The sequence below is a fragment of the Streptodolium elevatio genome, from assembly GCF_040649515.1.
Lineage (GTDB): Bacteria > Actinomycetota > Actinomycetes > Streptomycetales > Streptomycetaceae > Yinghuangia > Yinghuangia elevatio.
In genome coordinates, this window is the sequence record NZ_JBEZFP010000120.1 from 1 (window position 1) to 23,778 (window position 23,778).

The 23,778-nt window shown below is 72.6% G+C and carries 21 protein-coding genes; 6 read left to right on the plus strand and 15 right to left on the minus strand.

Annotated features, from left to right (window positions below):
- Positions 1-121 precede the first annotated feature (121 nt).
- The gene (locus AB0C36_RS33225; RefSeq protein ID WP_358361646.1) at positions 122-1,549 is read right to left on the minus strand and encodes an NsdA family TPR-like regulatory protein; all 1,428 of its coding nucleotides are present in this window, start codon (positions 1,547-1,549) and stop codon (positions 122-124) included.
- A gap of 467 nt (positions 1,550-2,016) precedes the next feature.
- Here AB0C36_RS33225 and AB0C36_RS33230 point away from each other — a divergent pair, with 467 nt between their 5' ends.
- Entirely contained in the window at positions 2,017-2,685 is a 669-nt protein-coding gene (locus tag AB0C36_RS33230; RefSeq protein WP_358361594.1) for a bifunctional DNA primase/polymerase, read from the plus strand.
- Positions 2,686-2,904: 219 nt separating this feature from the next.
- Here AB0C36_RS33230 and ftsY read toward each other — a convergent pair whose 3' ends face one another.
- Entirely contained in the window at positions 2,905-4,098 is a 1,194-nt protein-coding gene (gene ftsY / locus AB0C36_RS33235; RefSeq protein ID WP_358361595.1) for a signal recognition particle-docking protein FtsY, read from the minus strand.
- A gap of 202 nt (positions 4,099-4,300) precedes the next feature.
- On the opposite strand from ftsY, the gene AB0C36_RS33240 reads away from it, so the two are divergent.
- A complete protein-coding gene (locus tag AB0C36_RS33240; RefSeq protein ID WP_358361597.1) occupies positions 4,301-5,293 on the plus strand; it encodes an LLM class flavin-dependent oxidoreductase in 993 nt (330 codons plus the stop codon).
- A gap of 181 nt (positions 5,294-5,474) precedes the next feature.
- On the opposite strand, the gene smc is transcribed toward AB0C36_RS33240, so the two are convergent.
- Together smc and AB0C36_RS33250 are read right to left on the minus strand one after the other, a co-directional pair.
- Positions 5,475-9,116 carry a chromosome segregation protein SMC gene (gene smc, locus AB0C36_RS33245; RefSeq protein ID WP_358361599.1) on the minus strand — a complete coding sequence of 1,214 codons (3,642 nt, stop codon included), beginning with the start codon at positions 9,114-9,116 and terminating at the stop codon, positions 5,475-5,477.
- A 270-nt stretch (positions 9,117-9,386) separates the two neighbouring features.
- Complete coding sequence (locus AB0C36_RS33250) at positions 9,387-9,581, minus strand: hypothetical protein (protein ID WP_358361601.1); 195 nt, start codon at positions 9,579-9,581, stop codon at positions 9,387-9,389.
- A 598-nt stretch (positions 9,582-10,179) separates the two neighbouring features.
- Between AB0C36_RS33250 and AB0C36_RS33255 the strand changes: the two genes are divergently transcribed.
- Positions 10,180-11,085 (plus strand): CAP domain-containing protein, encoded by a 906-nt coding sequence (locus AB0C36_RS33255; protein ID WP_358361604.1) that lies wholly within the window; start codon positions 10,180-10,182, stop codon positions 11,083-11,085.
- 3 nt (positions 11,086-11,088) lie between these two features.
- On the opposite strand, the gene mutM is transcribed toward AB0C36_RS33255, so the two are convergent.
- From mutM to AB0C36_RS33300, 9 genes are all read right to left on the minus strand, one after another.
- Entirely contained in the window at positions 11,089-11,985 is an 897-nt protein-coding gene (mutM, locus tag AB0C36_RS33260; RefSeq protein ID WP_358361606.1) for a bifunctional DNA-formamidopyrimidine glycosylase/DNA-(apurinic or apyrimidinic site) lyase, read from the minus strand.
- A gap of 21 nt (positions 11,986-12,006) precedes the next feature.
- On the minus strand, positions 12,007-12,756 hold the full coding sequence (rnc, locus tag AB0C36_RS33265) for a ribonuclease III (protein WP_358361609.1): 750 nt from the start codon (positions 12,754-12,756) through the stop codon (positions 12,007-12,009).
- 20 nt (positions 12,757-12,776) lie between these two features.
- Positions 12,777-12,950 carry a 50S ribosomal protein L32 gene (gene rpmF, locus AB0C36_RS33270; protein ID WP_358361612.1) on the minus strand — a complete coding sequence of 58 codons (174 nt, stop codon included), beginning with the start codon at positions 12,948-12,950 and terminating at the stop codon, positions 12,777-12,779.
- A gap of 2 nt (positions 12,951-12,952) precedes the next feature.
- Entirely contained in the window at positions 12,953-13,552 is a 600-nt protein-coding gene (locus tag AB0C36_RS33275) for a YceD family protein (protein ID WP_358361615.1), read from the minus strand.
- Positions 13,553-13,759: 207 nt separating this feature from the next.
- Positions 13,760-14,686, minus strand: a complete 927-nt coding sequence (locus AB0C36_RS33280; RefSeq protein WP_358361618.1) for an ATP synthase subunit B family protein — start codon at positions 14,684-14,686, stop codon at positions 13,760-13,762.
- A 59-nt stretch (positions 14,687-14,745) separates the two neighbouring features.
- On the minus strand, positions 14,746-15,228 hold the full coding sequence (gene coaD, locus AB0C36_RS33285; protein ID WP_358361620.1) for a pantetheine-phosphate adenylyltransferase: 483 nt from the start codon (positions 15,226-15,228) through the stop codon (positions 14,746-14,748).
- 70 nt (positions 15,229-15,298) lie between these two features.
- Positions 15,299-15,868 carry a 16S rRNA (guanine(966)-N(2))-methyltransferase RsmD gene (rsmD, locus tag AB0C36_RS33290; protein WP_358361623.1) on the minus strand — a complete coding sequence of 190 codons (570 nt, stop codon included), beginning with the start codon at positions 15,866-15,868 and terminating at the stop codon, positions 15,299-15,301.
- A gap of 133 nt (positions 15,869-16,001) precedes the next feature.
- Positions 16,002-18,260 carry an ATP-dependent DNA helicase RecG gene (gene recG / locus AB0C36_RS33295; RefSeq protein ID WP_358361626.1) on the minus strand — a complete coding sequence of 753 codons (2,259 nt, stop codon included), beginning with the start codon at positions 18,258-18,260 and terminating at the stop codon, positions 16,002-16,004.
- Between the two features lie 106 nt (positions 18,261-18,366).
- Complete coding sequence (locus AB0C36_RS33300) at positions 18,367-20,097, minus strand: DAK2 domain-containing protein (protein ID WP_358361648.1); 1,731 nt, start codon at positions 20,095-20,097, stop codon at positions 18,367-18,369.
- A gap of 292 nt (positions 20,098-20,389) precedes the next feature.
- Between AB0C36_RS33300 and rpmB the strand changes: the two genes are divergently transcribed.
- The gene (rpmB, locus tag AB0C36_RS33305; RefSeq protein ID WP_231778291.1) at positions 20,390-20,575 is read left to right on the plus strand and encodes a 50S ribosomal protein L28; all 186 of its coding nucleotides are present in this window, start codon (positions 20,390-20,392) and stop codon (positions 20,573-20,575) included.
- A gap of 122 nt (positions 20,576-20,697) precedes the next feature.
- Here the strand turns inward: rpmB and thiD are convergent, their stop codons facing one another.
- Entirely contained in the window at positions 20,698-21,492 is a 795-nt protein-coding gene (gene thiD / locus AB0C36_RS33310; RefSeq protein ID WP_358361629.1) for a bifunctional hydroxymethylpyrimidine kinase/phosphomethylpyrimidine kinase, read from the minus strand.
- A 77-nt stretch (positions 21,493-21,569) separates the two neighbouring features.
- The gene (locus AB0C36_RS33315; RefSeq protein WP_358361631.1) at positions 21,570-22,520 is read right to left on the minus strand and encodes a thiamine-phosphate kinase; all 951 of its coding nucleotides are present in this window, start codon (positions 22,518-22,520) and stop codon (positions 21,570-21,572) included.
- A 271-nt stretch (positions 22,521-22,791) separates the two neighbouring features.
- Here AB0C36_RS33315 and AB0C36_RS33320 point away from each other — a divergent pair, with 271 nt between their 5' ends.
- Both AB0C36_RS33320 and AB0C36_RS33325 read left to right on the plus strand, forming a co-directional pair.
- Positions 22,792-23,028 (plus strand): Lrp/AsnC family transcriptional regulator, encoded by a 237-nt coding sequence (locus tag AB0C36_RS33320; RefSeq protein WP_358361650.1) that lies wholly within the window; start codon positions 22,792-22,794, stop codon positions 23,026-23,028.
- 112 nt (positions 23,029-23,140) lie between these two features.
- Positions 23,141-23,764, plus strand: coding sequence for a DUF3515 domain-containing protein (locus tag AB0C36_RS33325; RefSeq protein ID WP_358361633.1), 624 nt, complete (start codon positions 23,141-23,143; stop codon positions 23,762-23,764).
- Positions 23,765-23,778 lie beyond the last annotated feature (14 nt).

Sequence of the window (23,778 nt, forward strand, 5' to 3'; positions counted from 1 at the left end):
CGCCAGAGCGCGTACGACGGCTTCGGAGGCACGTCGGGCGCGGGCATGTGCGGCAAGTTGGCTCGGCCTGGCCGGGTCGCGGAGGGGCGCCGCCTCTTTTCCGGACCCGTGCCGCGCGGCCTCACACCAGGGGGAAGGCCGCCTCGGGCAGTTCGCCCTGGAGGCGGTCGGCGAGGCGGCGCACGCACGGCTGGTCGCCGAACAGGTCGACGGCGCTCCGCACGGTGCGTCGCAGACGCGTGGTGAGCCGCTCGGAACGCACTCGGGCGGCCAGGGACAGGGCGTACCCCGCGGCGTCGCAGGCCCGCTCGGCGTCGCGGACGAGGACGTACACGGCCGCCAGGCCGACGCGGCCGAGGGCATGGGACCGCTGGTACTCCGGAGTGCCCGCGAAGAGGCGTACGGCCTCCTCCAGCGGCTCCCTGGCCCGCTCGGCGGGCGCCGCCCCCCGGTAGGCGAGGTCGCGGAACGCGAGGCCGGTCTCGCAGGACAGCTCGGCGGCGCCGAAGTAGCGGATCCAGTCGGGCTCGTCGGCCTCGGGGGCGTCCGCGTGGAGCTGTTCCGCGACGGACAGGGCGCGGCGGCACTTGTCGGCCTGGCCGAGCGCGGCGTGGGCACGTCCCTCGACGGCGTACAGCATGGCCTGGGTACGCGGGCCCGCCGTGTCGCGCGAGCCGTACTGCGCCAGGTGGATCAGCTCCAGGGCATCCGATGGCCGGTCCAGATGGATCATCTGACGGCTCATCACCCCCAGCACGTTGGCGCCGAGCGGCCGGTCGCCGGCCTCCTTGGCGGCGTGTAGGGCGAGCACGAAGTACTTCTGCGCACCGGGCTGCATGCCCACGTCGTAGGACATCCACCCGGCCAGCAGCGAGAGTTCGGCGGTCAGGCGGAACAGGCGCTCGCGCACCGGCGCGGGGTAGACGTCCTGGAGGAGGTCGGTGACCTCCTGAAGCTGGCCGACCACCGCCTTGCGCCGCAGACCGCCGCCGCACTGCATGTCCCAGCTGCGGAACAGGCGTACGGTCGCCTCCAGTTGCTCCAGCTCGCCGATCCCGAGCCGGCCCGGCGCCTGGGGTGCCTTAGGCGGTAACGGCGGTACGGGCGACGGCGCCAGCCACCGCTGCATCGGCTCCACCAGCGCGGGGCCCGCGGACAACGCCAGAGACGCGCCGAGGAAGCCGCGGCGGCCCAGCATGAGGTCGCTGCGCGAGAAGTCGCCGAGCAGTTCGACGACCGACTCCGGAGCCCACGGCAGGTCCACGCCCGAGCCGGTGAACAGCGCGCCCGGTTCCTTGAATCCGAGGTCCTCGACCGCGACGACGCATCCGAAATGCTCGCTGAACAGCTCCGAGATGATGCGCGGTATCGGGTCGCGGGGCTGCTCGCCGTCGAGCCACCGGCGCACGCGCGACGTGTCGGTGGAGACGTGCAGCGCGCCGAGGCGGCGGGCGCGTCGGTTGACCTGCCGGGCGAACTCGCCCTTGGACCAGCCGGTGCGCTCGAACCACGAGGCCAGGCGGTCGTTGGGCTGCTTGCCGCCGGATATGCGGGTGGCTCCGAACGCGGGTGCGAGCGGATCGCCGAAGCGCCCGTCGGCTGGTGCGCCGGACGGGCGTTCGGCTTGTGCGTCGGCTTCGGTTTGGGCGATTGTCACCGGCTTCTCCCCCTGTGCACCCCACACAGCCCGAGAAGACCGTGCGCAATGTCCCGTATGCCGAAAGTAGGCCGCTCGCCCGGCTCCCGGGGTGGGAACGGCAAAACGCCAGTGTTCGCCACCCCTCGCGCCAGGGGCCCGCCCCCGGTCATGCGCGGTTGACTTGGGGGTGTCCGTACAGTCCGCACAGTTCACACGGTGTTTCGCAGCGTTCGCGAGCGGCCGCCCCCCGGGTACGTCGGCGCCCGCGGCAGGGCCTCGGCGGACGCGCCCCACGGTCCGTACACGGCGGGTTCACGGGCGCGTCGCGGGAGGACACCGGGACCGTAACCAAACGTGACGGGAGCCGTTGGGAGGTCATGGACATCATGCTCGGATCGCGCCGACGCACCCGGACTGCCCTGTGGCAGGCGGTGTCGGAGTATGTCGAGCAGCGGCGCTGGCCCGTCACGCAGGGCACGTACCTCGTGCGGGACGGGCGCAGCACCCGCTGTTCCTGCGGCCGGTCGGCGTGCGCCGCCCCCGGCATGCATCCGTCGGACCCGCAGTGGTCCGCACACGCGACCAGCGCACCTGCCGCGGCACGGTACCTGTGGTCGCAATGGCCGGACAGCACGGTCGTCCTGCCCACCGGCCATGCCTTCGACGCCATCGGCGTGCCGCGCCACGCCGGCCGCCGGGCCCTGGTCCGCCTGGAGCGCATGGGCACGCCGCTCGGCCCCGTGCTCGGCACCCCCACGGGCCGGATGTTCTTCCTGGTGGCCCCCGGTGCCGCGACCGAACTGCCGCACCTGCTCTACCAGATGGGCTGGGACGACGCCGAACTCGACCTGCGCTGCCACGGCGAGGGCGACTACATCTTCGCGCCGCCGTCCCCGCTCGGGATGCTCGGCGCCGCCGAGTGGGTGCGCCCGCCGGACGCGGATGAGCTGGTGTTGCCGGAGGCCCGGCTGCTGCTCGGGACGCTGGCGTACGCCTGCCACCGCAACAGCGCGCGGACCGGCAGCGGCATGTGGCTCGCGTCCTGATCCTCCGCTGACCCCGCCCGGCATGCGCGTGCCTGCGGCCTGACGGCAATGCGGGCGGCGTGCCGGCGGTACGGGCGGCCCGCTCGTCCGCGTGCCCGGCCCTTCCGCCCCCCGCCCACGCGAACGGCGCACGTCCCGGCCGGGAACCTGCGTTCCCGGTACGTCCGGTACGTGCGCCGCTCGGTCGTTCCTCGAACGCCCGCCGGAGACGGGTCGGGGTCAGTCGCCGATGAGGGCGTCCACGAAGGCCGCGGGCTCGAACGGCGCCAGGTCGTCCGGCCCCTCGCCGAGGCCGACGAGCTTGACGGGCACGCCCAGTTCGCGCTGCACCGCGACGACGATGCCGCCCTTCGCGGTGCCGTCCAGCTTGGTCAGCACAATGCCGGTGATGCTGACGACCTCGGCGAACACGCGGGCCTGCACAAGGCCGTTCTGACCGGTCGTCGCGTCGAGCACGAGCAGGACCTCGTCGACCGGGCCGTGCTTCTCGACGACCCGCTTGACCTTGCCCAGCTCGTCCATGAGGCCGGTCTTGGTGTGCAGGCGGCCGGCCGTGTCGATGAGCACGGTGTCGACGCCCTCGGCGATGCCCTCCTTGACCGCGTCGAAGGCGACACTCGCCGGGTCGCCGCCCTCGGGGCCGCGGACGGTGTGCGCGCCGACGCGTTCGCCCCAGGTCTGGAGCTGGTCGGCCGCCGCCGCGCGGAAGGTGTCGGCCGCGCCGAGCACGACGGTGCGCCCGTCGGCGACCAGGACGCGGGCCAGCTTGCCGGTCGTGGTCGTCTTGCCGGTGCCGTTCACGCCCACGACCATCGCGACCGCCGGACGGCCGTCCTCGTGCTTGGCCGTGTTGAGCGAGCGGTCGTACTCGGTGCCGAGGAGGGCGAGCAGTTCCTCCTGGAGCAGCGTGCGCAGCTCCGCCGGGGTGCGGGTGCCGAGGACCTTGACCCGGGTACGCAGCCGCTCGACCAGTTCCTGCGTCGGCGCGACGCCGACGTCGGCGGTCAGCAGGGTGTCCTCGATCTCCTCCCAGGTGTCCTCGTCCAGGTGCTCGCGCGCGAGCAGTGCCAGCAGGCCCTTGCCGAGGCTGGTCTGGGAGCGCGCGAGGCGGGCCCGGAGCCGGACCAGGCGGCCCGCGGTCGGCTCGGGGACATCCAGGGCGGGCGGCGCCTCGACGCCGTCCGGTGCGGCGGGCGCCTCCGGCGGCGCCTCGGCCTCCGGCAGGTCGAGCGTGTCGACGCCGCGGCGCGGAGGCTCGGGCAGGGGCTGCGCATCCTCGCCGACGCTCGGCTCGACGGGGGTGCGGGGCGGGGGCGGTGCGACGGAGCCGCGGCGGCGCGAGCCGACGACGAACCAGCCGGCGGCGCCGAGCACCACAACCGCGATGACGACGGAAAGGATCAGAATCTCCATAGGAGCTCCAGTCTCCCAGACGGTCGGGACGCCAACCTCATCCGTGCCCGTTCGGACGCGCCGCACGGCCGAAGGAATCACGTTCTGTCAACCGTTGAATCCTGACTGAGTGTCAGATAGCTTGCCGGGGCCAAGCATGCGCCCTGGTCCCCCGAGCCGGAATCGCCGGGGCGACGGGTTGATCGGAAGGTGTGCAGCCCCCATGGCAGTGACGAATCTGCGGTTCAACCAGGTGACGCCCGGACTGGACCGTGCCGACGTGGCGTCGCGCTACCAGGCCACGATCGAAATGGCCAAGTTCGCGGACAAAAACGGCTTCGACATGGTCACGCTGGAGGAGCACCACGGCGCGGAGAACGGCTGGAGCCCGTCGCCGCTCAGCACCGCGGGCGCGGTCCTCGGCGCCACCGACCGCATCGGCGTGATCATCTCGGCGCTGCTCGCGCCGCTGTACGACCCGATCCGCCTGGCCGAGGACATCGCCGTCCTCGACAACATCAGCGGCGGCCGCCTGTCGATCGTCGCGGGCCTGGGCTACCGGCCCGAGGAGTACGCGGGAATCGGCAAGGACTGGAAGCGCCGCGGCAAGATCCAGGACGAGGTCATCGACACCCTCCTCAAGGCCTGGACCGGCGAGCCCTTCGAGTACAACGGCCAGACCGTACGCGTCACGCCGCGCCCGTTCACCGACCCGCACCCCATGGTGATGATCGGCGGCACCGCCAAGGCCTCGGTCCGCCGCGCGGTCCGCTTCCGCCTGCCGTTCTTCGCCGCCGCGCCGCTGCCCGAGCTGGAGCAGTACTACTACGAGCTCGCGGCGCAGGAAGGCTTCGAGGGCGGCTTCGCCATGCTGCCGTCGGCCGCGACCAAGATGGTCTACTGCACCGAGGACCCGGACAAGGCGTGGGCGGAGTACGGCAAGTACTTCCTGCACGAGGCCGAGACCTACGCCGCGTGGCAGACCCCCGACATCGAGTCGGTCATGGAGTCCTCCGCACACTCCGTCGAGGCGCTGCGCGAAGAGGGCATCTACGCCTGTGTCACGCCGGACGAGCTGATCGCGACCGCCAAGAGCGCGGGCCTGACCGACGCGATCATCCTGCACCCGCTGTGCGGCGGCCTCCCGATCGACGCGGGCTGGGCCAGCCTCCAGCTCTTCGCCGACAAGGTGATGCCGCACAACAAGCCCGAGTAGGCCTCGGCGGCCCGGGACCACCCGGGCGGTCCGAGCTCGGGCACGACCGCAACGCGACGAAGGGCGGCTCCGGACTCCGGAGCCGCCCTTCCGCGTCGTCCGACCACGGGCTTCCGGATCAGCCGTCGCCCGGATCAGCCGTCGCCCGGGATCGGTCGGCGCCGGATGAGCCGTCGCCCGATCAGGCCGTGACGGTTTCCGAGCCCACGATCGTCACCTTCTCGTCCTCGCGCGCGAGCCGCTGGCTGATCACCGTCGTGACGCCGTCGCCGCGCATGGAGACGCCGTACAGCGCGTCCGCGACCTCCATGGTGCGCTTCTGGTGGGTGATCACGATCAGCTGCGAACTCTCCCGCAGCTCGGCGAAGATGCGGATCAGCCGCTGGAGGTTGGTGTCGTCGAGGGCCGCCTCGACCTCGTCCATGACGTAGAACGGGCTCGGCCGCGCCTTGAAGATCGCCACCAGCAGCGCGACCGCCGTCAGCGACCGCTCGCCGCCGGACAGCAGCGACAGCCGCTTGACCTTCTTGCCGGGCGGACGCGCCTCGACCTCGATCCCGGTGGTCAGCATGTCGTCCGGGTTGGTGAGCACCAGCCGGCCGTCGCCGCCCGGGAACAGCCGCGAGAACACCCCCTCGAACTCGCGTGCGGTGTCGTGGTACGCCGAGGTGAACACCTGCTCGACGCGCTCGTCGACCTCCTTGACCACCAGCAAGAGGTCGCGGCGGGTGTTCTTGAGGTCCTCGAGCTGCTCGGTCAGGAACTTGTGGCGTTCCTCCAGCGCCGCGAACTCCTCCAGCGCCAGCGGGTTGATCTTGCCGAGCTGGACGTACGCCTTCTCCGCCGCCGCGAGCCGCTTCTCCTGCTCCGCCCGGACGTACGGACGCGGCTGCGCCTCCTTGGAGTCCGGGTCGCGCTCCTCCCCCTCGGCGGGCGGCGTCGGCGGGACCATCTGGTCCGGGCCGTACTCGGCGACCAGGCCGGCCGCGTCCATGCCGTGCTCTTCGAGGGCCTTGGCCTCCAACTGCTCGATGCGCAGCCGCTTCTCGGTGCGCAGCATCTCGTCGCGGTGCACCGAGTCCGTCAACTTCTCCAGCTCACCGGCGAGTTCACGCACCCGGGTGCGCTCGCGCGCCAGTTCCTGCTCGCGCGAGGCGCGGGCCGCCTCGGCGGCGGAGCGTTCGGCCTCGGCGCGGGCGAGGGACGCCTCGACGTACCGGAGCAGCGACTGCGTACCGGCGAGCACCGCCCCCGCCACCCGGGCCTCGACGGCCATGCGCTCACGCCGCTCGGCCGCCCGCGAGCGCGCCTCACGCTCCATGCGCGCCCCCCGGTCGAGCGAATCCGCCCGTCCCGACAGCGCCTTCACCTGCTCCTCGTGGGTGCGCACCGACAGGCGCGCCTCCATCTCGGCCTGCCGGGCCGCGGTCGCGTCGGCGGCCAGGCGGTCGCGCGCGGAGGAGTCCGGCTCCTCCTCGTCCGGCATCTCCTCGGCGGCGTCGAGCCGTGCCGACAGTTCCTCGTACGCGAGGGTGTCCTGCTCCTTGGCGCTCTCCGCCTTCGCGACGGCCGCGGCCAGCCGCTCGGCCTCGCCCGCCGCGGCGCGCGCCTGGCCGCCCAGCCGGCCCAGTTCCTTGGCCGCCGCGGAGCGCGCCTTCTCCATCTCGCGCCGCTCGGCGGTCAGTTGCTCGACGGCGGCGGAGGCGTCCTTGCGGGCCGCGGTGGCCCGGACGAGTTCGTCCCTGGCTCGGGCGCAGCGGTCCGTCAGCTCGGCCAGGCGCTCGGCGGCCTCGTCGACCGCCGCCTGGACTTCGAGGAGGCTGGCGCCCGACGCCGAGCCGCCGTGTGCGAAGTCCGGTCCGACCAGGTCGCCTTCGCGCGTGACGGCGCGTACACCCGGCACCGAGGCCAACAGGTCCGCGGCCGCGGCGAGGTCGTCGACGACCGCCACCTTGTCGAGCAGGCGGTGCACGGCGCCGGTGAGGTCGTCCGGGGCGGTGAGCAGGCGTACCGCGTAGACCGCGGACGGCGGCAAAGCGGGCCAGTCGGCCGCACCCGTCGGCTCCGGCCCGGCGGAGTCGCCGACCAGTATCCCGACGCGGCCCGCGTCGTCCTTGCGCAGCAGCCGCAACGCGTCGACGGCGGACCCGACATCGGCCACCGCGACCGCGTCGGACGCGGCACCGAGTGCGGCGGCGACCGCCGTCTCGGCGCCGTGCTCGACCGTCACCAGGGCGGCCACCGTGCCCAGCACGCCGGAGAGCCGGTCCCCCGCGGCGAGCACCGCGCCTGCCCCGTCCTTGCGCGTCAGGCCCAGTTCCAGGGCCTCCTTGCGGGCGGTGACGGCCGCGCGCTCGCGCTCGGACTCCTTCTCCGTGTCGCGGGCTTCGGTGAGCGACTCCTCGGCCTCGGCGAGCAGTTCCCGGGCCTCCGTGAGGCGGGCCTCGATGTCGGAGCCGCCGCGCCCGCCTGCTCCGTCGCCGTCGTCGCCTTCCTCGGCGCCGCCGGTCTGCTCCTGCAACTGGTCGAACTCCCGCTGCGCGGCCTCGGCCCGGGTACGCGCGGCGGTGAGGGACTCGGTGAGGCGCCCGATCTCGGCGTCGGCACCGGCGACCCGGCTGCGGGCCGCGTTCACCTGGCCGCTCAGCCGGGCGAGCCCCTCGCGCCGGTCGGCGATCGCCCGGGCCGCGTCCCGGAGCCGCTTCTCCTCGTCGGCGACCGCGCGTTCCAGCTCGCCGCGCCGCTCGGTGGTCTCGGCGAGCTGGACCATCGCCTCTTCGAGGGCTTCCTTGAGTTCCGCCTCGGTCTCGCGGATGCGCTCGGCCTCGCGCTCCATCTCCTCCGGGTCGCGGCCCCGGCGCTCCTCGGCGGGCTGCGACGTGGCATGCCGGACGCGCTGCTGGGCCAGGCCCGCGGTGCCGCGCACGCGCTCGGCGAGCGAGGACAGTTCGTACCAGGTCTCCTGGGCCCGGGCCAGGCGCGGGGTGAGCGCCTTGACCTCGGCCTCCAACGCGGCTTCGCGGGTCTGCACCTCGCCGAGTTCGCGCTCCACGACGGTGCGCCGCTCGCGCAGCGCGGCCTCGTCGGCGATCTCCTCCGCCAGGTCCCGGCGCAGCAGCACGAGGTCGTCGGCGAGCAGACGCAGCCTCGCGTCGCGCAGGTCCGCCTGGATGGCGGCGGCGCGGCGGGCCACCTGGGCCTGGCGGCCGAGGGGCTTGAGCTGGCGGCGCAGTTCGTTGGTGAGGTCGGAGACGCGCGTGAGGTTCGCCTGCATCGCGTCGAGCTTGCGGAGCGCCTTCTCCTTGCGCTTGCGGTGCTTGAGGACGCCGGCCGCCTCCTCGATGAACGCGCGCCGGCCCATCGGGTCGGCCTGCAGCACCGAGTCGAGCTGGCCCTGCCCGACGATGACGTGCATTTCGCGGCCGATGCCGGAGTCGGACAGGAGCTCCTGGATGTCCAGCAGGCGGCAGGTGTTGCCGTTGATCGCGTACTCCGAGCCACCGTTGCGGAACATCGTCCGCGTGATGGTGACTTCGGTGTAGTCGATGGGCAGCGCGCCGTCGGTGTTGTCGATCGTGAGGCTGACCTCGGCACGGCCCAGCGGCGGACGGCCCGCGGTGCCGGCGAAGATGACGTCCTCCATCTTGCCGCCGCGCAGCGACTTGGCGCCCTGCTCGCCCATGACCCAACTCAGCGCGTCGACGACGTTCGACTTGCCGGATCCGTTGGGACCGACGACGCAGGTGATGCCCGGCTCGAACCGCAGCGTCGTCGCGGATGCGAAGGACTTGAATCCGCGGAGGGTGAGGCTCTTGAGGTGCACCCGCCGCAGCGTACCGGGACACATCGGCGGGGAAGTCGCAGAACGGTGACCTGACGGCGTGTCGGTTGGTGTGTGACATGGGATATGCCGGGGTATCACGTCATCACGGCGGCCTGTCACGGCCCGCCGGATGGGCACACCAGGGTCGCGTACTCAGCGCCACGAGGGCACTCAGGGGGCAGCGGGGGAAAGCGGGAGCAGAGGCTCGGGGCGCGGTTCCCGGGAACGACAAAGGGACGCCGAAGGCGTCCCTGGTTTATCGGATCGAACTCACGCCCGGGAGAGCGCCGGCTCGACCTGGGATACGTCGAACCGATCGTCCGCGGCGGCGTAGAGCGCGTCATTCTCGGCCTGGACACGGACAAGCTCCGTCTCCAGGTCACGTACGCGCTGCTGAAGCCGTCGCATCTCGGAGAGCAGCCGGGGGTCGGGGCCGCCGACGTAGCCGAGAAGCGCCTTCGCCATTAGAGGGTCCTCCACGCTGAGTGACCGACCGGCATCTGCGGGTCGAAATTTCGCACCCGGCCACGTGGCTCCTGATAGGGTGCGCGGGCTTCCAGCGTCGCACCAAAAGGCCATCAGGTCAATATGATCACGGCGCGATAACTCGACCGTCACCCGGTCGGCGGCATGATCACGCGGACGGGACGGCTCGTGTCTGGCTGTACGAGATCATCAATTCTCTTGGCAGTCAAGAACATATTGGAGAGCCGGGAGGCCCGCCCCGCGGTTTCCCGGAAGCCGTGGATGATCTTGGATCCGGCCCCGGTCAGGCGACCCCTTTGGCCCCCGGCATCCCGTGCGTCCCTCCCACCTCGCAAATCATCCCGGATCCCGTTCGTCACGGGCTTCCCGGCAGATGCGGCAGGTATCGGACCAGGGCGCGCAACCCGACCCGTATCCGGCCTCACGGGGACCATGCGGTGCCCTAGAGTCGCCTGCGCAAGCTCACCCGATCGGGTGAGGTCCGACGCCGGTCCCGGCGTGTCGTGCGGCGTTTCGCGCGGCGCGTGCGGCGTGCGCGTGCAGCGTGTAGGGCGCGCGCGGCCGGGATGCGGACGCGGTGGAGGGGACGAACGTACGGCACACCGAAGGGGAAGCCGTGGCCCGGCACAGCCGACGCTCGACGACCCGGATCCGCGCGCGGCGCGGCCACCGGCGCCGCCGTCGGCTGGGCCCCCTGCGTGTCGCGGCCGTCCTGCTCGGCATCGCCCTTGCGGTCGGCGGCACCCGGCTTTCGCTGGACCTCCTCGACGACGGCGGCTCCGGCGCGGACCGTACGGCGCCGGCCGATGCGACCGCGGCCACGTCCTCGTCCGGCGGTCCCGACCGGCCGCCTTCCGGAGGGCCGAGCACGCCAGAGGCGGTGGCCGGAGGCCCGGGCGCGGCCGTCAGCACGAGCCCGCAACCGAGTTCCGCCGCACCGCCCGCGGCCACGCCCCCGTCCCTGCCCGTGCCTTCGCCCGGCACGCCGTCGGAACCGTCGCCGGCCACGACGGGTCCGGCGACGCCGCAGCCCACCGCTCCGGCGCCCTCCCTCACCCCGAAGAGCCTTTCCCCGGCACCGACGACGACCGCGCCCGGCGGCACCGGCACCGCGTACGAGGACGAGGTCCTGGCGCTCGTCAACGCCGAGCGCGCCGCGGCCGGTTGCGGCCCTGCGCAGGCGGACGCCGCGCTGCGCGGCCTCGCCCGCGCGCACAGCGACGACATGGCCGACCGCGGATACTTCGCCCACGACACCCCCGACGGCAAGTCGCCCTGGGACCGCGCCAAGGCCGCGGGGATCGACTACCTGGCCGCCGAGAACATCGCACGCGGCCAGGCCACCCCCAAGGCGGTCATGGAGGCGTGGATGAACAGCGAGGGCCACCGCGCGAACATCCTCAACTGCGGCTTCGGCAGGCTCGGCGTGGGCGTCCGCACCGGTTCCGGCGGGCCCTGGTGGACCCAGGAGTTCGGGCGCTGACGACTACCCGGCGACCGGCCGGACGATCGGCGTGCGGCGCGGGCGCGGGGTGGGCTGGCACTTCGTGCAGAAGTAGCTGCTGCGGTTCATGAAGGTGATGCGCCGGATGGGCGTCGCGCAGCGGTTGCAGGGCTCGCCTTCGCGGCCGTACGCGTCGAGCGAGCGGGAGAAGTAGCCGCTCTCCCCGTTGACGTTGACGTACAGGCTGTCGAAGGACGTGCCGCCCACGGCGAGCGCGTCGTTCATGACGTCCCGGACCGAGGCCAGCAGCAGCGCGGTCTGCGGCTTGGTGACGGTGGCCGTGGAGCGGGCGCCGTGCAGGCGGGAGCGCCACAGGGCCTCGTCCGCATAGATGTTGCCGATGCCGCTCACCAGCGACTGGTCCAGGAGCGCGCGCTTCAGCTCGGAGTCACGGCGGCGCAGCGCCGCGTGGAAGGCGTCGTCGTCGAACAGCGGGTCGAGGACGTCGCGCGCGATGTGCGCGATCGACGGCGGCAGGACCGCGCCGCCGCGTTCGACGGAGACGCCGCCGAAAGTGCGCTGGTCGACGAACCACAGCTCGCGGCCGCCGTCGGTGAAGGTGAAGCGCACGTGCAGGTGCTTCTCGCGCGGCGTGGCCGGGTCGTTGACCAGCAGTTGGCCGCTCATGCCGAGGTGCGCGAGCAGGGCGTCCTCGGGCGCGTCCGCGTCGCGGGCGGTGAGCGGGAGCCAGAGGTACTTGCCGCGGCGCATGGCCGCCTCGACCCGGGCGCCCTTGAGAGACGCGGCGAAGTCGTCCGGACCCGCCGTGTGGCGGCGCACCGCACGCGGGTGCGTCACCTCGACGGAGGCGATGGTGCGGCCGACGACCCAGCGCTCCAGGCCCCGGCGTACGACCTCGACCTCGGGCAACTCGGGCACGCTCGACCTCCGGGGGGAAGCTCAGTTGGCCTTGGTCGACTCCGGCGCCGCGCCGTTGACCGGCGTCGTGCCGTCGCCGTACTGCGCACGGATCGCGCGCCACGCGCTCTCCGCCGCCTGCTGCTCCGCTTCCTTCTTGCTGCGTCCGACGCCGGTGCCGTAGTCGACGCCGCCGACGCGCGCGAGGGCGGTGAAGGTCTTCTCGTGGTCCGGCCCGGTCTCCGACACGACGTATTCGGGTACGCCGATGCCGGTCGCGGCGGTCAGCTCCTGGAGGCTGGTCTTCCAGTCCAGGCCCGCGCCGAGACCCGCGGACGCCTCGATAAGGGGGTCGAACAGCCGGTGCACCAACTCGGAGGCGGCGTCCAGGCCCTGGTCGAGGTAGACCGCGCCGATGATCGCCTCAAGGGTGTCGGCGAGGATCGACGACTTGTCGCGACCGCCGGTGCCCTGCTCGCCGCGGCCCAGGCGGATGAACCGGCCCAGGTCGAGCTTGCGGCCCACCCCCGCGAGGGCGCGCGAATTGACCACCGCGGCACGCAGTTTCGCGAGCTGGCCCTCGGGCAACTCGGGGTGTGCGCGGTAGAGGGTGTCGGTGACCACAAGGCCCAGCACCGAGTCGCCCAGGAATTCCAGGCGCTCGTTGGTGGGAAGGCCACCGTGTTCGTACGCATACGAACGATGTGTGAGTGCGCGCTCCAGAAGGGCGGCGTCGACTGTCCAGCCGAGCCGCCCTTCCAGATCCGCGTACTTCGCAAGCGAGTCCGTCACCGGGACGACCTACCCGGGAATCAGACCTCGAGGACCTGGCGGCGGTTGTAGGTGCCGCAGGTCGGGCAGGCAATGTGGGCCAGCTTGGGCTGACGGCAGCTGTCGCAGGTCACCAGGTTCGGCGTGACAGCCTTCCAGTTGCTGCGGCGGTGGCGGGTGTTGCTGCGCGACATCTTCCGCTTCGGAACAGCCACGGCTACTTCTCCTGGTTCTCATCGGCGCGAGACGCACCGTTGTCGTCGGCTTCGGCGGTCGATCCGTCGAAGAGGCCCTGCAAGGCCGCCCACCGGGGGTCGGCGGTGTCGTGGGAATGCCCTGGGTTCTCGTCGAGCAGAACCCCGCACTCGAGGCACAGCCCGCCGCAATCCTCGCGGCACACCGGTGCGAGCGGCAGTGCGAGCACCACCGCGTCGCGCAGCACCGGCTCCAGGTCGAACAGGTCGCCCACGAGCCGGGGTGCGTCGTCTTCCTCGGTCTCGCTGTCCGGGTAGATGTACAGCTCCTGGAACTCCACCTTGAGCTGACGCTCAAGCGGCTCCAGGCACCGTACGCACTCACCGGCCAACGGCACCTCGGCGACGCCGGAGACCAGCACCCCTTCCATGACCGCCTCGAGCCGGAGGTCCAGCTCGAGCGGCACACCCTCGGGGACGCCGATCACCTCGATCTTCATGTCCGCCGGAGCCGGCACTTCGCGGGACACCTTGCGCATGGACCCAGGCCGACGACCCAGCTCTCGTGTGTCCACGACGAGCGGGCTGCGGTGGTCCAGGCGTTCCAGGGTGTCCTGCCTCATGCGGTGAACACCTCGCCCCGGTTCCGGAGGGAGGTGTGGCGGTCATAATTGTCGGCCCCGGGGTCGCCTTGGCAGGCATCCCAAGCAGGGCCGGTCCACAAGACTATCGCAAGTCGGGGCCCGTCCCCCAAACGGGGGCGACGGGCCCCGACCCCGCGAGGCCGGGCGGCCGCGCGAAGAGCGGTACGGCGGCGGCCGGCGGGGCGGTCAGCCGCCCTGGCGGCCGTCCGGGTTGAACTGGCGCACGTCGATCAGGCTGGTGTCGAAGAAGCTCGTCTCGTCGAGCGCCGCGTCGTAGCGCTGCTCGACGTGGCCGCCCTGCTGCGGTACGCCGCCCTGCCCGTACTGGCCTTGCTGCTGCTGGTACTGCGGGATCTCGTAGCCGCCGGACTCGTAGCCGCCCTGGTCGTACACCGGCTGCTGCTGGTAGCCCTGGTCGTAGTAGCCGCCCTGCTGCGGGGCCGCGGCCGCGGGCACGTACTGCGGCTGCTGGGGGTGCTGCGGCTGCTGGGGATGCTGGGGTTGCTCGGGGTAGCCGCCCTGCTGCTGCGCGGGCACCGGCGCGGACTGGCCCAGGAAGGGGGCGTTCTCGTCGGCGTCGAGGCGCGCCTGGAGGCTTCCGACCTGGTGCTGGCCGGTGCCCTCGGCCTCGTCCTGCGCCTTGAGGTACGCGCCGAGGTCGTCGATGGCCTTGCGGCCGCGCATCTTGTCGCGGCCGCGCCCGACGGCGGACAGCGTCTTGGTGAGCACGACCTCGAAGTTGGCCAGCTTCTGGTCGACGTAGTCGTCGGCCTCGCCGCGGATGCGCTCGGCCTCCAGGCGGGCCGCGGTCAGGATGCGCTCGGCCTCGGCGTACGCCTCGCGGGCCACGTCGGTGTCGGCGATCAGCGCACCGCGCTCCTCGCGGGCCCCGGCGACGACGCGCTCCGCCTCGCGGCGGCTCTCGTCGATGACCGCGTCGCGGTCGGTGATGATGCGGCGGGCTTCCGCCATCTCCTCCGGCAGGAGGTTCTTGACCTCTTCCAGGCGGGCGACGACCTCGGCCCGGTTCACCACACACGAGGCCGACATCGGCATCGAACGGGCGCTCTCGACCAGAGCGATCAGCTCGTCGAGCTTCGGGGATACGTCCACTGGCGTTGCTCTCTCTCCCGGTGCCGGTCAGACACCACAGCGTACGAGCAGGAGCCGCCTTACTTGGCGTCCAACCGTTCGGTCAGGCGCTGCAACACGGTCGGCGGCAGGTATCCGGACACATCGCCTCCGTAGGTCGCGACCTCTTTGATGAGGCTGGACGACAGGAAGCTGTAGAGCGGATTGGTCGCGACGAAAAGCGTCTCGACCTCTGTCAGACCGTAGTTCATCTGAGCCATCTGCAGCTCGTAGTCGAAGTCGGTCACCGCACGCAGGCCCTTGATGATGGCCGGGATGCCGCGTCGGCGGCAGAAGTCGACGAGCAGTCCCTCGAACGCCTCGACCTTGACGTTGCCGTAGTGGGCGGTGACTTCCTCGATCATCTCGACGCGCTCTTCGACATCGAACAGGCCGGACCGCTTGGAGCGGTTGAAGCCGATCGCGACGTAGACCTCGTCGTACAGGCTGGACGCCCGGCCGATGATGTCCAAGTGCCCGTTGGTCACCGGGTCGAACGACCCGGGGCAGACGACTCGACGCACGGGTTTCTTCCCCTCGATCGCAGGTCCTGAGGCCCTGTTCGGGCTCGTTCCGGGCTCTGGCCGACCCCGGTTACGAGCGCGCGGCGCGACCGTACCAGAGCGTCGCCTCGCCATATCGCCGGGACCTGATCTCCTCGAACCCGGCAGGCCACTCGAACGCCCCGCCGCGCGTGGCCCGCTCGACGGCCACCAGCGCCTCCGCGGCCAGCCAGCCACCCGCGGCCAGGGCGGTAAGCAACGCGGCCACGTCGGCGCCCGGGAGTTGGTAAGGCGGGTCGAGGAAGACGATGTCGTACGCCTCCGGTGGCGCCTGCTCGGCGGCCACCCGCTCCGCCCGCGCGATCCGCAGCTCGGCGCCCGGCAGCTTGAGGTCGGCGATGTTGGCGCGTACGGCCTTCGCGGCCGCCGCGTCGGACTCGACCAGCAGCGCGTGCGCGGCCCCGCGCGACAGCGCTTCGAGGCCGACCGCACCCGAGCCCGCGAACAGGTCCAGCACCCGCGCGCCGGACAGGCTGCGGCGCAGCGACACCAGCGTCGAGAAGAGCCCCTCGCGGGCCCGGTCCGAGGTCGGCCGGGTCCCCTCGCCGGGCGGCACGGCCAGGCGCCGACCGCCCGCGGAGCCGCCGATCACCCGCGTCATGGGCGAAGCCCCGGCGCTGCCGTCGTCAGGTCGTTCATGCGCACCACGCTAGCGGGCGCGGGCGGATGCGATCACGCGACCGCCGCCGGCCGGGCGGTCCCGCGTCCCGCCTCCCGCGAGAGCGCGCCGCCGCTCAGCCTTTGTCCAGATACTCCGCCCGGTCCTCGTCCAGCAGGCTGGCCAGCGCGCTGCGCAGGTCCGGGTGCTCGGTCAACTCCGGATCGCGCGCCACGATTTCGGAGGCCTCGTCGCGCGCGGCCACGATCACGTCCTCGTCGCGCACGACGGCGAGCATGCGCAGCGACGAACGGCTGCCGGACTGCGCGTCGCCCAACACGTCGCCTTCGCGGCGTTGTTCGAGGTCGATGCGGGACAGTTCGAACCCGTCGAGGGTCGCGGCCACGGCGTCCAGTCGCTCGCGCGCGGCGGTCCCGGCGGGCATGTCGCTGACCAGCAGGCACAACCCAGGGGCGCTTCCGCGCCCGACGCGCCCGCGCAACTGGTGCAGCTGCGAGACGCCGAACCGCTCGGAGTCCATGATCACCATGACCGTGGCGTTCGGGACGTTGACCCCGACCTCGATCACCGTCGTCGCGACAAGCACGTCCAACTCGCCGGCCGTGAAACGACGCATCACGTCGTCCTTCGCGTCCGGTGCCATGCGCCCGTGCAGCACGCCGACTCGCAGCCCCCGCAGCGGCCCGCTCTCCAGCCCCGCCGCGACGTCCAGCACCGCCAGCGGCGGCCGCTTCTCGCCGCCGTCGTCCGCGTCCGCCCCCATGTCGTCCGGATCGTCGAGATAGGCCTCGGGCGGCAGATCCTCCTCGGCGGCCTTCTTGCCCTTCGCCTTCTTCTTCGGCTTGGGCGCGTCCTCCTCGTCGCCGATCCGCGGACACACCACGTACGCCTGGTGCCCCTTGGCGACCTCCTCGCGTACGCGCTCCCACGCCCGGTCCAGGAACTTCGGCTTCTCCCGAGCCGGCACCACGTGCGTCGCGATCGGCGAGCGCCCCGAGGGGAGTTGGTCCAGTACGGACGTCTCCAGGTCGCCGAACACCGTCATCGCGACGGTCCGCGGAATCGGCGTCGCCGTCATGACCAGCAGGTGCGGCGGCCGCTCCGACTTGCCGCGCAGCGCGTCACGCTGCTCCACGCCGAACCGGTGCTGCTCGTCCACGACGACGAGCCCCAGGTCGTGGAACTTCACCTTGTCCTCGATCAGCGCGTGCGTCCCGATGACGATCCCGGCCTCACCCGTCACCAGGTCCAGCAGCGCGGCCCGCCGCGCGGGCACCCCCATCGACCCCGTCAGCAGCGACACCTTCGTGCCCACCTCGGACCCGCCCAGCATCCCCGGCCCCTCGGCGAGCGAGCCCAGCATCTCCACGATCGACCGGTGGTGCTGCTGCGCCAACACCTCGGTAGGCGCCAACAACGCCGCCTGCCCGCCCGCGTCCACCACCGTCAGCATCGCCCGCAAGGCGATCATCGTCTTGCCGCTGCCGACTTCTCCCTGGAGAAGGCGGTGCATGGGGTGTTCGGCGGCGAGGTCGGCGGCGATCTCGGTGCCGACTTTGACCTGGCCTTCGGTGAGGGTGAAGGGGAGTCGGGCGTCGAAGGCGGTCAGCAGGCCGTCGGGGCGGGCCTCGCGCGAAACGGCGGTCTGGGACTGGGCGGCGAGGCGGCGTTGGGCCAGGGCGACTTGGAGGACGAAGGCCTCGTCCCACTTGAGGCGGTCGCGGGCGGCGTTGACCTCGGGCCATGACGACGGCAGGTGGATCCACTGGAGGGCCTGGCGCAGTCCGGGCATGTCGCGGCGGGTGAGGAGGTCGGTGGGGAGCGGGTCGCCGACCTCGCCGAGGGTGTCGAGGGCGACGCGTACGCACTGGGCCAGCTTCCAGGACGGCATCGCGGCGGCGGCCGGGTAGACCGGGATCAGGGCGCCCGCGAACATCTGCGCGGCGCCGGAGTCGTCCTCGTCGTCCTGGTCCATCAACTGGTAGTCGGGCTGGTTGAGTTGCAGTTCGTCGCGGAAGCGGGCGACCTTGCCGGAGAAGAGGCCGCGCATGCCGGGGCGGAGTTCGCGTTCGCGCCAGGCCTGGTTGAAGAACGTCAGCTTGAGGTTGCCGCGGCCGTCGGTGACCACCACTTCGAGGAGGTTCCCGCGGCGGTTGCGGAACTGGCGGGCGGTCACCTTGGCGATCTCGGCCATGACGGTGATGTGCTCGTCGACTTCGAGGCGCGAGAGGTCGGTGAGGCGGCCGCGTTCGGCGTACCGGCGCGGGTAGTGGCGCAGCAGATCGCCCACGGTGCCGAGACCGAGGGACTTGGCCAGCACCTTCGCGGTCCGGTCCCCGACCAGTTTGGCCAGCGGTTCATCGAGGCGGGACATGACGGCGTACGTTCTCCCTGGCTGACCGACGACGGGGGGTGCCAAGCGGCCTTGGCGACGTTACCCGCCGGGGCGGACAAGCAGGGGCATTCCCCCGAGCGCGGTGCTACTCGACGCCGATCAGCAGCGGGTAGACGGACTGGCCGCCGCTGTAGACGACGGCGTCGACCTCCGGGCGGCCCGCGCGCATCGCGGTGACCAGTTGGTCGGCGAGGCCAGTGTCGATCTGCGCGCCGGTGACCAGCGTGACCAGTTCGCCGCCGCCGGCGAGCATGCGGTCGAGCACGGTCTTGCCGGTCTCGGCGAGGTCCTGCCCGATGACCGCGATGTCGCCGTCGATGATGCCGAGGACGTCGCCCGCCTGGCAGACGCCGGCCATCGTCCACGCCTCGCGCGTCGCGGTGGTGAGGGCGCCGTACCGCGTCGCGCCGGCCGCCGACGTCATGCCGACGACGTCCTGGTCGAACCGGCGCCCGGGCTCGTGCACCGCGAGGGCGGCGATCCCCTGGACGGCGGCCTTGGTGGGCACCACCTGCACACGAATGCCGTACGCGTGCGCCTGCTCGGCCGCGACGCCCGCGACCGCGTGGCCGTCCGGGTCGTTCGGCAGCAGCACCACCTCGCGGGCGCCGGTCGCGCGTACGGCCTCGACGAGCGCTCCGGTCGACGGCGCGCGCCCCGGGCCGGCCTCGACCACATGTGCGCCGGCCTCGGTGAACAGCGCGGCCAGGCCGTCGCCGTGGACGACCGCGACGATCGCGCGCCCGGCGGCCACTCGCGCCCCGTCGTGCGGCACCGCGTCCGAGACTGCGAGGTGCGTGATGCGGATGCGGTGCGGGCGGCCCGCCTCGACGCCGGCCTCGACCGCCGCGCCCGCGTCGTCGACGTGGACGTGCACGTTCCACAGGCCCTCGCCGCCGACCACGACGAGCGAGTCCCCGAGACCGTCGAGGCGCGTGCGCAGCGCCGGGATGGCGTCGTCGGGGGCGTCGAGGAGGTAGATGACCTCGAAGGACGGCGCCTGCGGGTCCTCGGCACAACGCGCCTCGGGCTCAAGGGCCTTCGGTACGGGCACATGCGCGCGCGGGGCGGTCGGCCGTTCGCCGGTGACCACGGCGACGAGCGCGTCGAACAGCACGCACAGGCCGCGGCCGCCCGCGTCGACGACTCCGGCGCGGCGCAGGACGTCCAATTGTTCGGGGGTGCGCGCGAGGGCGTCCCGGGCTGCGGAGGCGGCGCCGCGTACGACCGCGGTCAGGTCGTCGTCGGCTTGTTCGCACCCGGTGGCCGCGGCGCGCGCCACGGTCAGCATGGTGCCCTCTACCGGGCGGGCCACGGCGACGTACGCCTCCTCGGCGGCCCGCCGCAGCGCCCGTCGCAGGACAGGGCCGCTCGCGCGCTCGGCGCCGTCGGCGAGGGCGTCGCGATACTCGGCCTCCACCTGGTCGGCCATGCCGCGCAGGAGCTGGCTGAGGATGACACCGGAATTGCCGCGTGCCCCCATGAGCGCGCCGTGGGCCAGCGCGCGGATGGTGCCGGGGAGGTCGGGTTCGTCGCCGTCGCGCTCGTCGCGCACGTCAGGTGCTTCGCGTGCTTCGGGGCCGTTGCGGGTGTCGCGCGCCTCACGGTTCTCACGGGTCTCGCGGTTCTCACGGTTGAACAGGGCCTCGACCTCGGCCATGCCCGCTTCGAGGGTGAGGAAGAGGTTCGTCCCGGTGTCTCCGTCGGGCACCGGGTAGACGTTGAGCGCGTCGATCTCCTCGCGCGCGCGCCCAAGCTGCTGTAGCCCGGCCCGGCACCAGCGGCGTACCGCCGGAGCGTCCAGCTCTCCCAGCACGCCCACCTCGCCGTTCTCCTCGGATGCGCTCCGCCCGTAGTTGCTGGTGCAGCGTATCCGCCCCAGGGGCCCGGGAAGGTGCCGACGACCATGCGATAAGCTGGCGGCGAAGCGTGACGAGTTCTGTCGGATGTCCGTTGTCGCCCACTTGGGCATTGCTCGTAGCGCGGGCGATGCCCGCAAGCGCGGATTGGCGTCCCCACCCGCTCGTCGGTTACTCTTCCTCGGTTGCCTGGCACCTGCCGGCACGTGAACGTACGCGCAATCCTTATTCGTCTTTGGAGTGTCTCCCGTGGCTGCCAACTGCGACGTCTGCGGCAAGGGGCCGGGTTTCGGCAACAACATCTCGCACTCGCACCGCCGCACCCGCCGTCGCTGGAACCCGAACATCCAGACGGTCCGCACGGTACAGGGCGGCACGCCGAAGCGCCTGAACGCTTGCACCTCGTGCATCAAGGCGGGCAAGGTTACCCGCTGACCTGAGCTGAACCGAAGAGCCGGACCACCGCGCGGTGGCCCGGCTCTTCGTTGTGCCCGGGGCCGGGGCCCGCCGCCTGTGCGGTGTGCGGGCGCCCGCTTGTCGTGCGCGGGCGCCGCGCGTCAGGCTCGGAACCGCCAGCCGTGGTCGACCGGCCCGATCCCGGCCCCCAGCGGGAAGCCCTCGCGGATCGCGCCCGTCACGTACTCCTTGGCGGCACCCACCGCACGCGGCACGTCACGGCCGAGGGCGAGGTACGACGCGATCGCACTCGCCAGGGTGCACCCCGTACCGTGCGTGTGCCGGTTGTCGAAGCGGTCGCTGCGGAACCAGTGTTCGCGCGAGCCGTCGAACAGCAGGTCGGCGGCTTCACCCTTCAGGTGCCCGCCCTTGACCAGCACCCATTCCGGGCCGAACGCGAGGACCGCCTCCGCGGCCTTGCGCATGTCGGCCTCCTCGCGCACCTCAAGCCCGGTGAGCTGCTGGACCTCGAACAGGTTGGGCGTGACGACGGTGGCGGTCGGCAGCAGTTTGCCGCGTACCGCGTCCAATGCCTCCTCGGCCAGCAGCGCGTCGCCGTGCTTGGAGACCGACACAGGGTCGACCACGACCGCGGCCTTTTGCGTGGCCAGCAGTTCGGCGACGGTCTCGACGAGTACGGGCGACGCGAGCATGCCGGTCTTGACCGCCTGCACGCCGATGTCGTCGACGACGCTGCGGTACTGCGCCCGCACCGCCTCGGGCGGCAGCTCCCAATAGCCCTGGACGCCGAGCGAGTTCTGCGCGGTGACGGCCGCGATGACGCTCATGCCGTGCACGCCGAGGGCGAGCATGGTCTTCAGGTCGGCCTGGATCCCGGCGCCGCCGCCGGAGTCGGAACCCGCGATCGTGAGCACGCGGGCGGGAGTCTGCACCATGCTTGCCAGCCTATCGACCGGCCTGGACGCCTCCACCGGGCCATGCCGCCCGGCCACCTTGCCGGGCCCGGCCGGTGTCATCCGCCGAAGTGGTCCCAGCCGCCCCCGCCGGACCACTCCTCGCCGTCCACGGTGACACCGGGGCCGCCGCCGGCCACCTGTCCCACGACCCGCCACCGCGCGGTCAGCGCGGTCCCGGCCGGGAACGTCGCGACGAGTGCGTGGTCCTCACCCCCGGTGAGGACCCACTGCAGCGGGTCCGCGCCCAGCGCCCGTGCGACGTCGCGCATTTGTGCCGGGATGTCGAACAGCTCGCTGCGCAGGTCCAGGCGTACGCCGGAGGCCCGGGCCAGGTGGCCGAGATCGGCGATCAGGCCGTCGCTGACGTCGAGCATCGCGGTGGCGCCCAGGCGGGCGGCGGCGGGGCCGGCCTCGTACGGCGGCTCGGGCCGCCGGTGAGCCTCGACGAACGCACGCGGGTTGCGGTGGCCGTGGCTGAGGATCGCGAACCCGGCGGCGGACCAGCCGAGCCATCCGGCGACCGCCACGATGTCCCCGGCGCGGGCGCCGGCGCGGGTGACGGGGGCGCGGCCCTGGAGGTCGCCGAGCGCGGTGATCGAGATCATGACGGAGCTGCCGCGCACGACGTCGCCGCCCGCGACGCCGGTGTCCACGACCGCGCATTCGTCGCGGAGCCCGTCGTACAGTTCGAGCGCCCACGCCACCGGGAGTTCGGCCGGGCCCACCAGGCCGACGAGCAGCGCGGTGGGGACCGCCCCCATCGCCGCGATGTCGGCGAGGTTCTGGGCGGCGGCCTTGCGCCCGACGTCGTACGCGGTCGACCAGTCGCGCCGGAAGTGCCGTCCCTCGACCAGCAGGTCCGTGGTGGCCACGACGCGCCCGTCCGGCGCGGCGACCACGGCCGCGTCGTCGCCGGGCCCCAGCGGCACGTGTCTGCCGGTGGGGACCCGCTCGGTGAGCGCACCGATGAGGCCGAACTCGCCGAGGTCGCCCAACGTCCCGCTCATGGGTGGTGTCCCGTCCTGTCGGTGTCCGGTCGCCGGTCCGGTGATGTCGTGATCTGGTCGCTGAAGTGCTCAAATGCGCAGGCGGGCGGCGCTCCCGACACATCGAAAGTTTGCACAAACTTCCCCCGAAGTCCGGCCGCGACATGGTCGCCCGCGTCCGCGCGGTCGACAATGGTTGCATCCGACCGCGCCGAACCGCGCGGCGCGGTGGCGGGTCCCCTTCCTGGGGGCCGCGCGGATCCCCTCAATCCTGGCGTGCCGGGAGGCCGTGGTGGTACACGCATACATCCTGATCCAGACCGAGGTCGGTCGGGCGGCGGCGGTGGCCCGGCAGATCGCCGGGCTGCCGGGCATCACCGCGGCCGAGGACGTCACCGGGCCGTACGACGTGATCGTGCGCGCCGAGGCCTCCGACGTCGACGAACTCGGACGCCTGGTCGTCGCGAAGGTGCAGCGCGTCGACGGCATCACGCGCACCCTGACGTGCCCGGTGGTGCACCTCGGCTGACCCGCGCGCAACCTCCCGGCCGGCGGCGAGCGAGGCGCCCTCGGGCGCGCGTGCCCCGCACCTTGCGTGCCCCGCATCCCGCGCGTTCCGGCGCGGTGCCTAGGATCGGCACGTGACCGACCCCGACGCGCCCGCTCCCGACGCGCCCGAATCCCCCACGCCGGCCCCCGTCGGGTCCGCCGCCGAACCGGCACCCGTACGGTCCGACCCGCGCACCCGGCTGCTCAAGTACGTGGTGCCCGGCGCCGTGGTCGCCGGCGGCCTGCTGCTGACCGCCATCACGCTGCTCGACGGCGACCCGGACCCGGTCAAAGTCCGGCTGCCGCAGCCCCCGGCGGAGGTCCGCGCGGAGATCGACCGCATCTGCCGCGACCTGCAGGACCAGCTGCCGGACAAGGTGCTGGACGCCGAGTCGCGCAAGACCGTCCCGGACTCCGACCTGATCGCGGCGTGGGGCGACCCGGCGGTCGTGCTGCGCTGCGGGGTGCCGACGCCGGTCTCGCTGCGCCCGGACGACCCGCGCTACGACCCCGCGCAGAACGTCGCGGGCGTCAACGGAGTCGACTGGTCGTTCACTTTCCTCGGCGAGGGGAAGGGCGTGCGCTTCACGACGCTGCACCGCGAGGTGAACATCGAGGTCACCGTGCCGGCGAAGTTCGGCCAGCAGACCGGTCCGCTCACCGCGCTCGCGGAACCGGTGAAGCGGACCGTGCCGGCCACGATGGGCAGTGGCTGACGCCGCGAACCCGC

What these genes read in the sequence shown, in the direction of transcription:
- recG (WP_358361626.1), bottom strand. Translation starts at nt 18,260, where the DNA reads ATGTCCCGCCTCGATGAACCGCTGGCCAAACTGGTCGGGGACCGGACC.
- AB0C36_RS33315 (WP_358361631.1), bottom strand. Translation starts at nt 22,520, where the DNA reads ATGAGCGGGACGTTGGGCGACCTCGGCGAGTTCGGCCTCATCGGTGCG.
- AB0C36_RS33240 (WP_358361597.1), top strand. Translation starts at nt 4,301, where the DNA reads ATGGCAGTGACGAATCTGCGGTTCAACCAGGTGACGCCCGGACTGGAC.
- AB0C36_RS33230 (WP_358361594.1), top strand. Translation starts at nt 2,017, where the DNA reads ATGGACATCATGCTCGGATCGCGCCGACGCACCCGGACTGCCCTGTGG.
- AB0C36_RS33250 (WP_358361601.1), bottom strand. Translation starts at nt 9,581, where the DNA reads ATGGCGAAGGCGCTTCTCGGCTACGTCGGCGGCCCCGACCCCCGGCTG.
- ftsY (WP_358361595.1), bottom strand. Translation starts at nt 4,098, where the DNA reads ATGGAGATTCTGATCCTTTCCGTCGTCATCGCGGTTGTGGTGCTCGGC.
- thiD (WP_358361629.1), bottom strand. Translation starts at nt 21,492, where the DNA reads ATGGTGCAGACTCCCGCCCGCGTGCTCACGATCGCGGGTTCCGACTCC.
- AB0C36_RS33275 (WP_358361615.1), bottom strand. Translation starts at nt 13,552, where the DNA reads ATGAGGCAGGACACCCTGGAACGCCTGGACCACCGCAGCCCGCTCGTC.
- rsmD (WP_358361623.1), bottom strand. Translation starts at nt 15,868, where the DNA reads ATGACGCGGGTGATCGGCGGCTCCGCGGGCGGTCGGCGCCTGGCCGTG.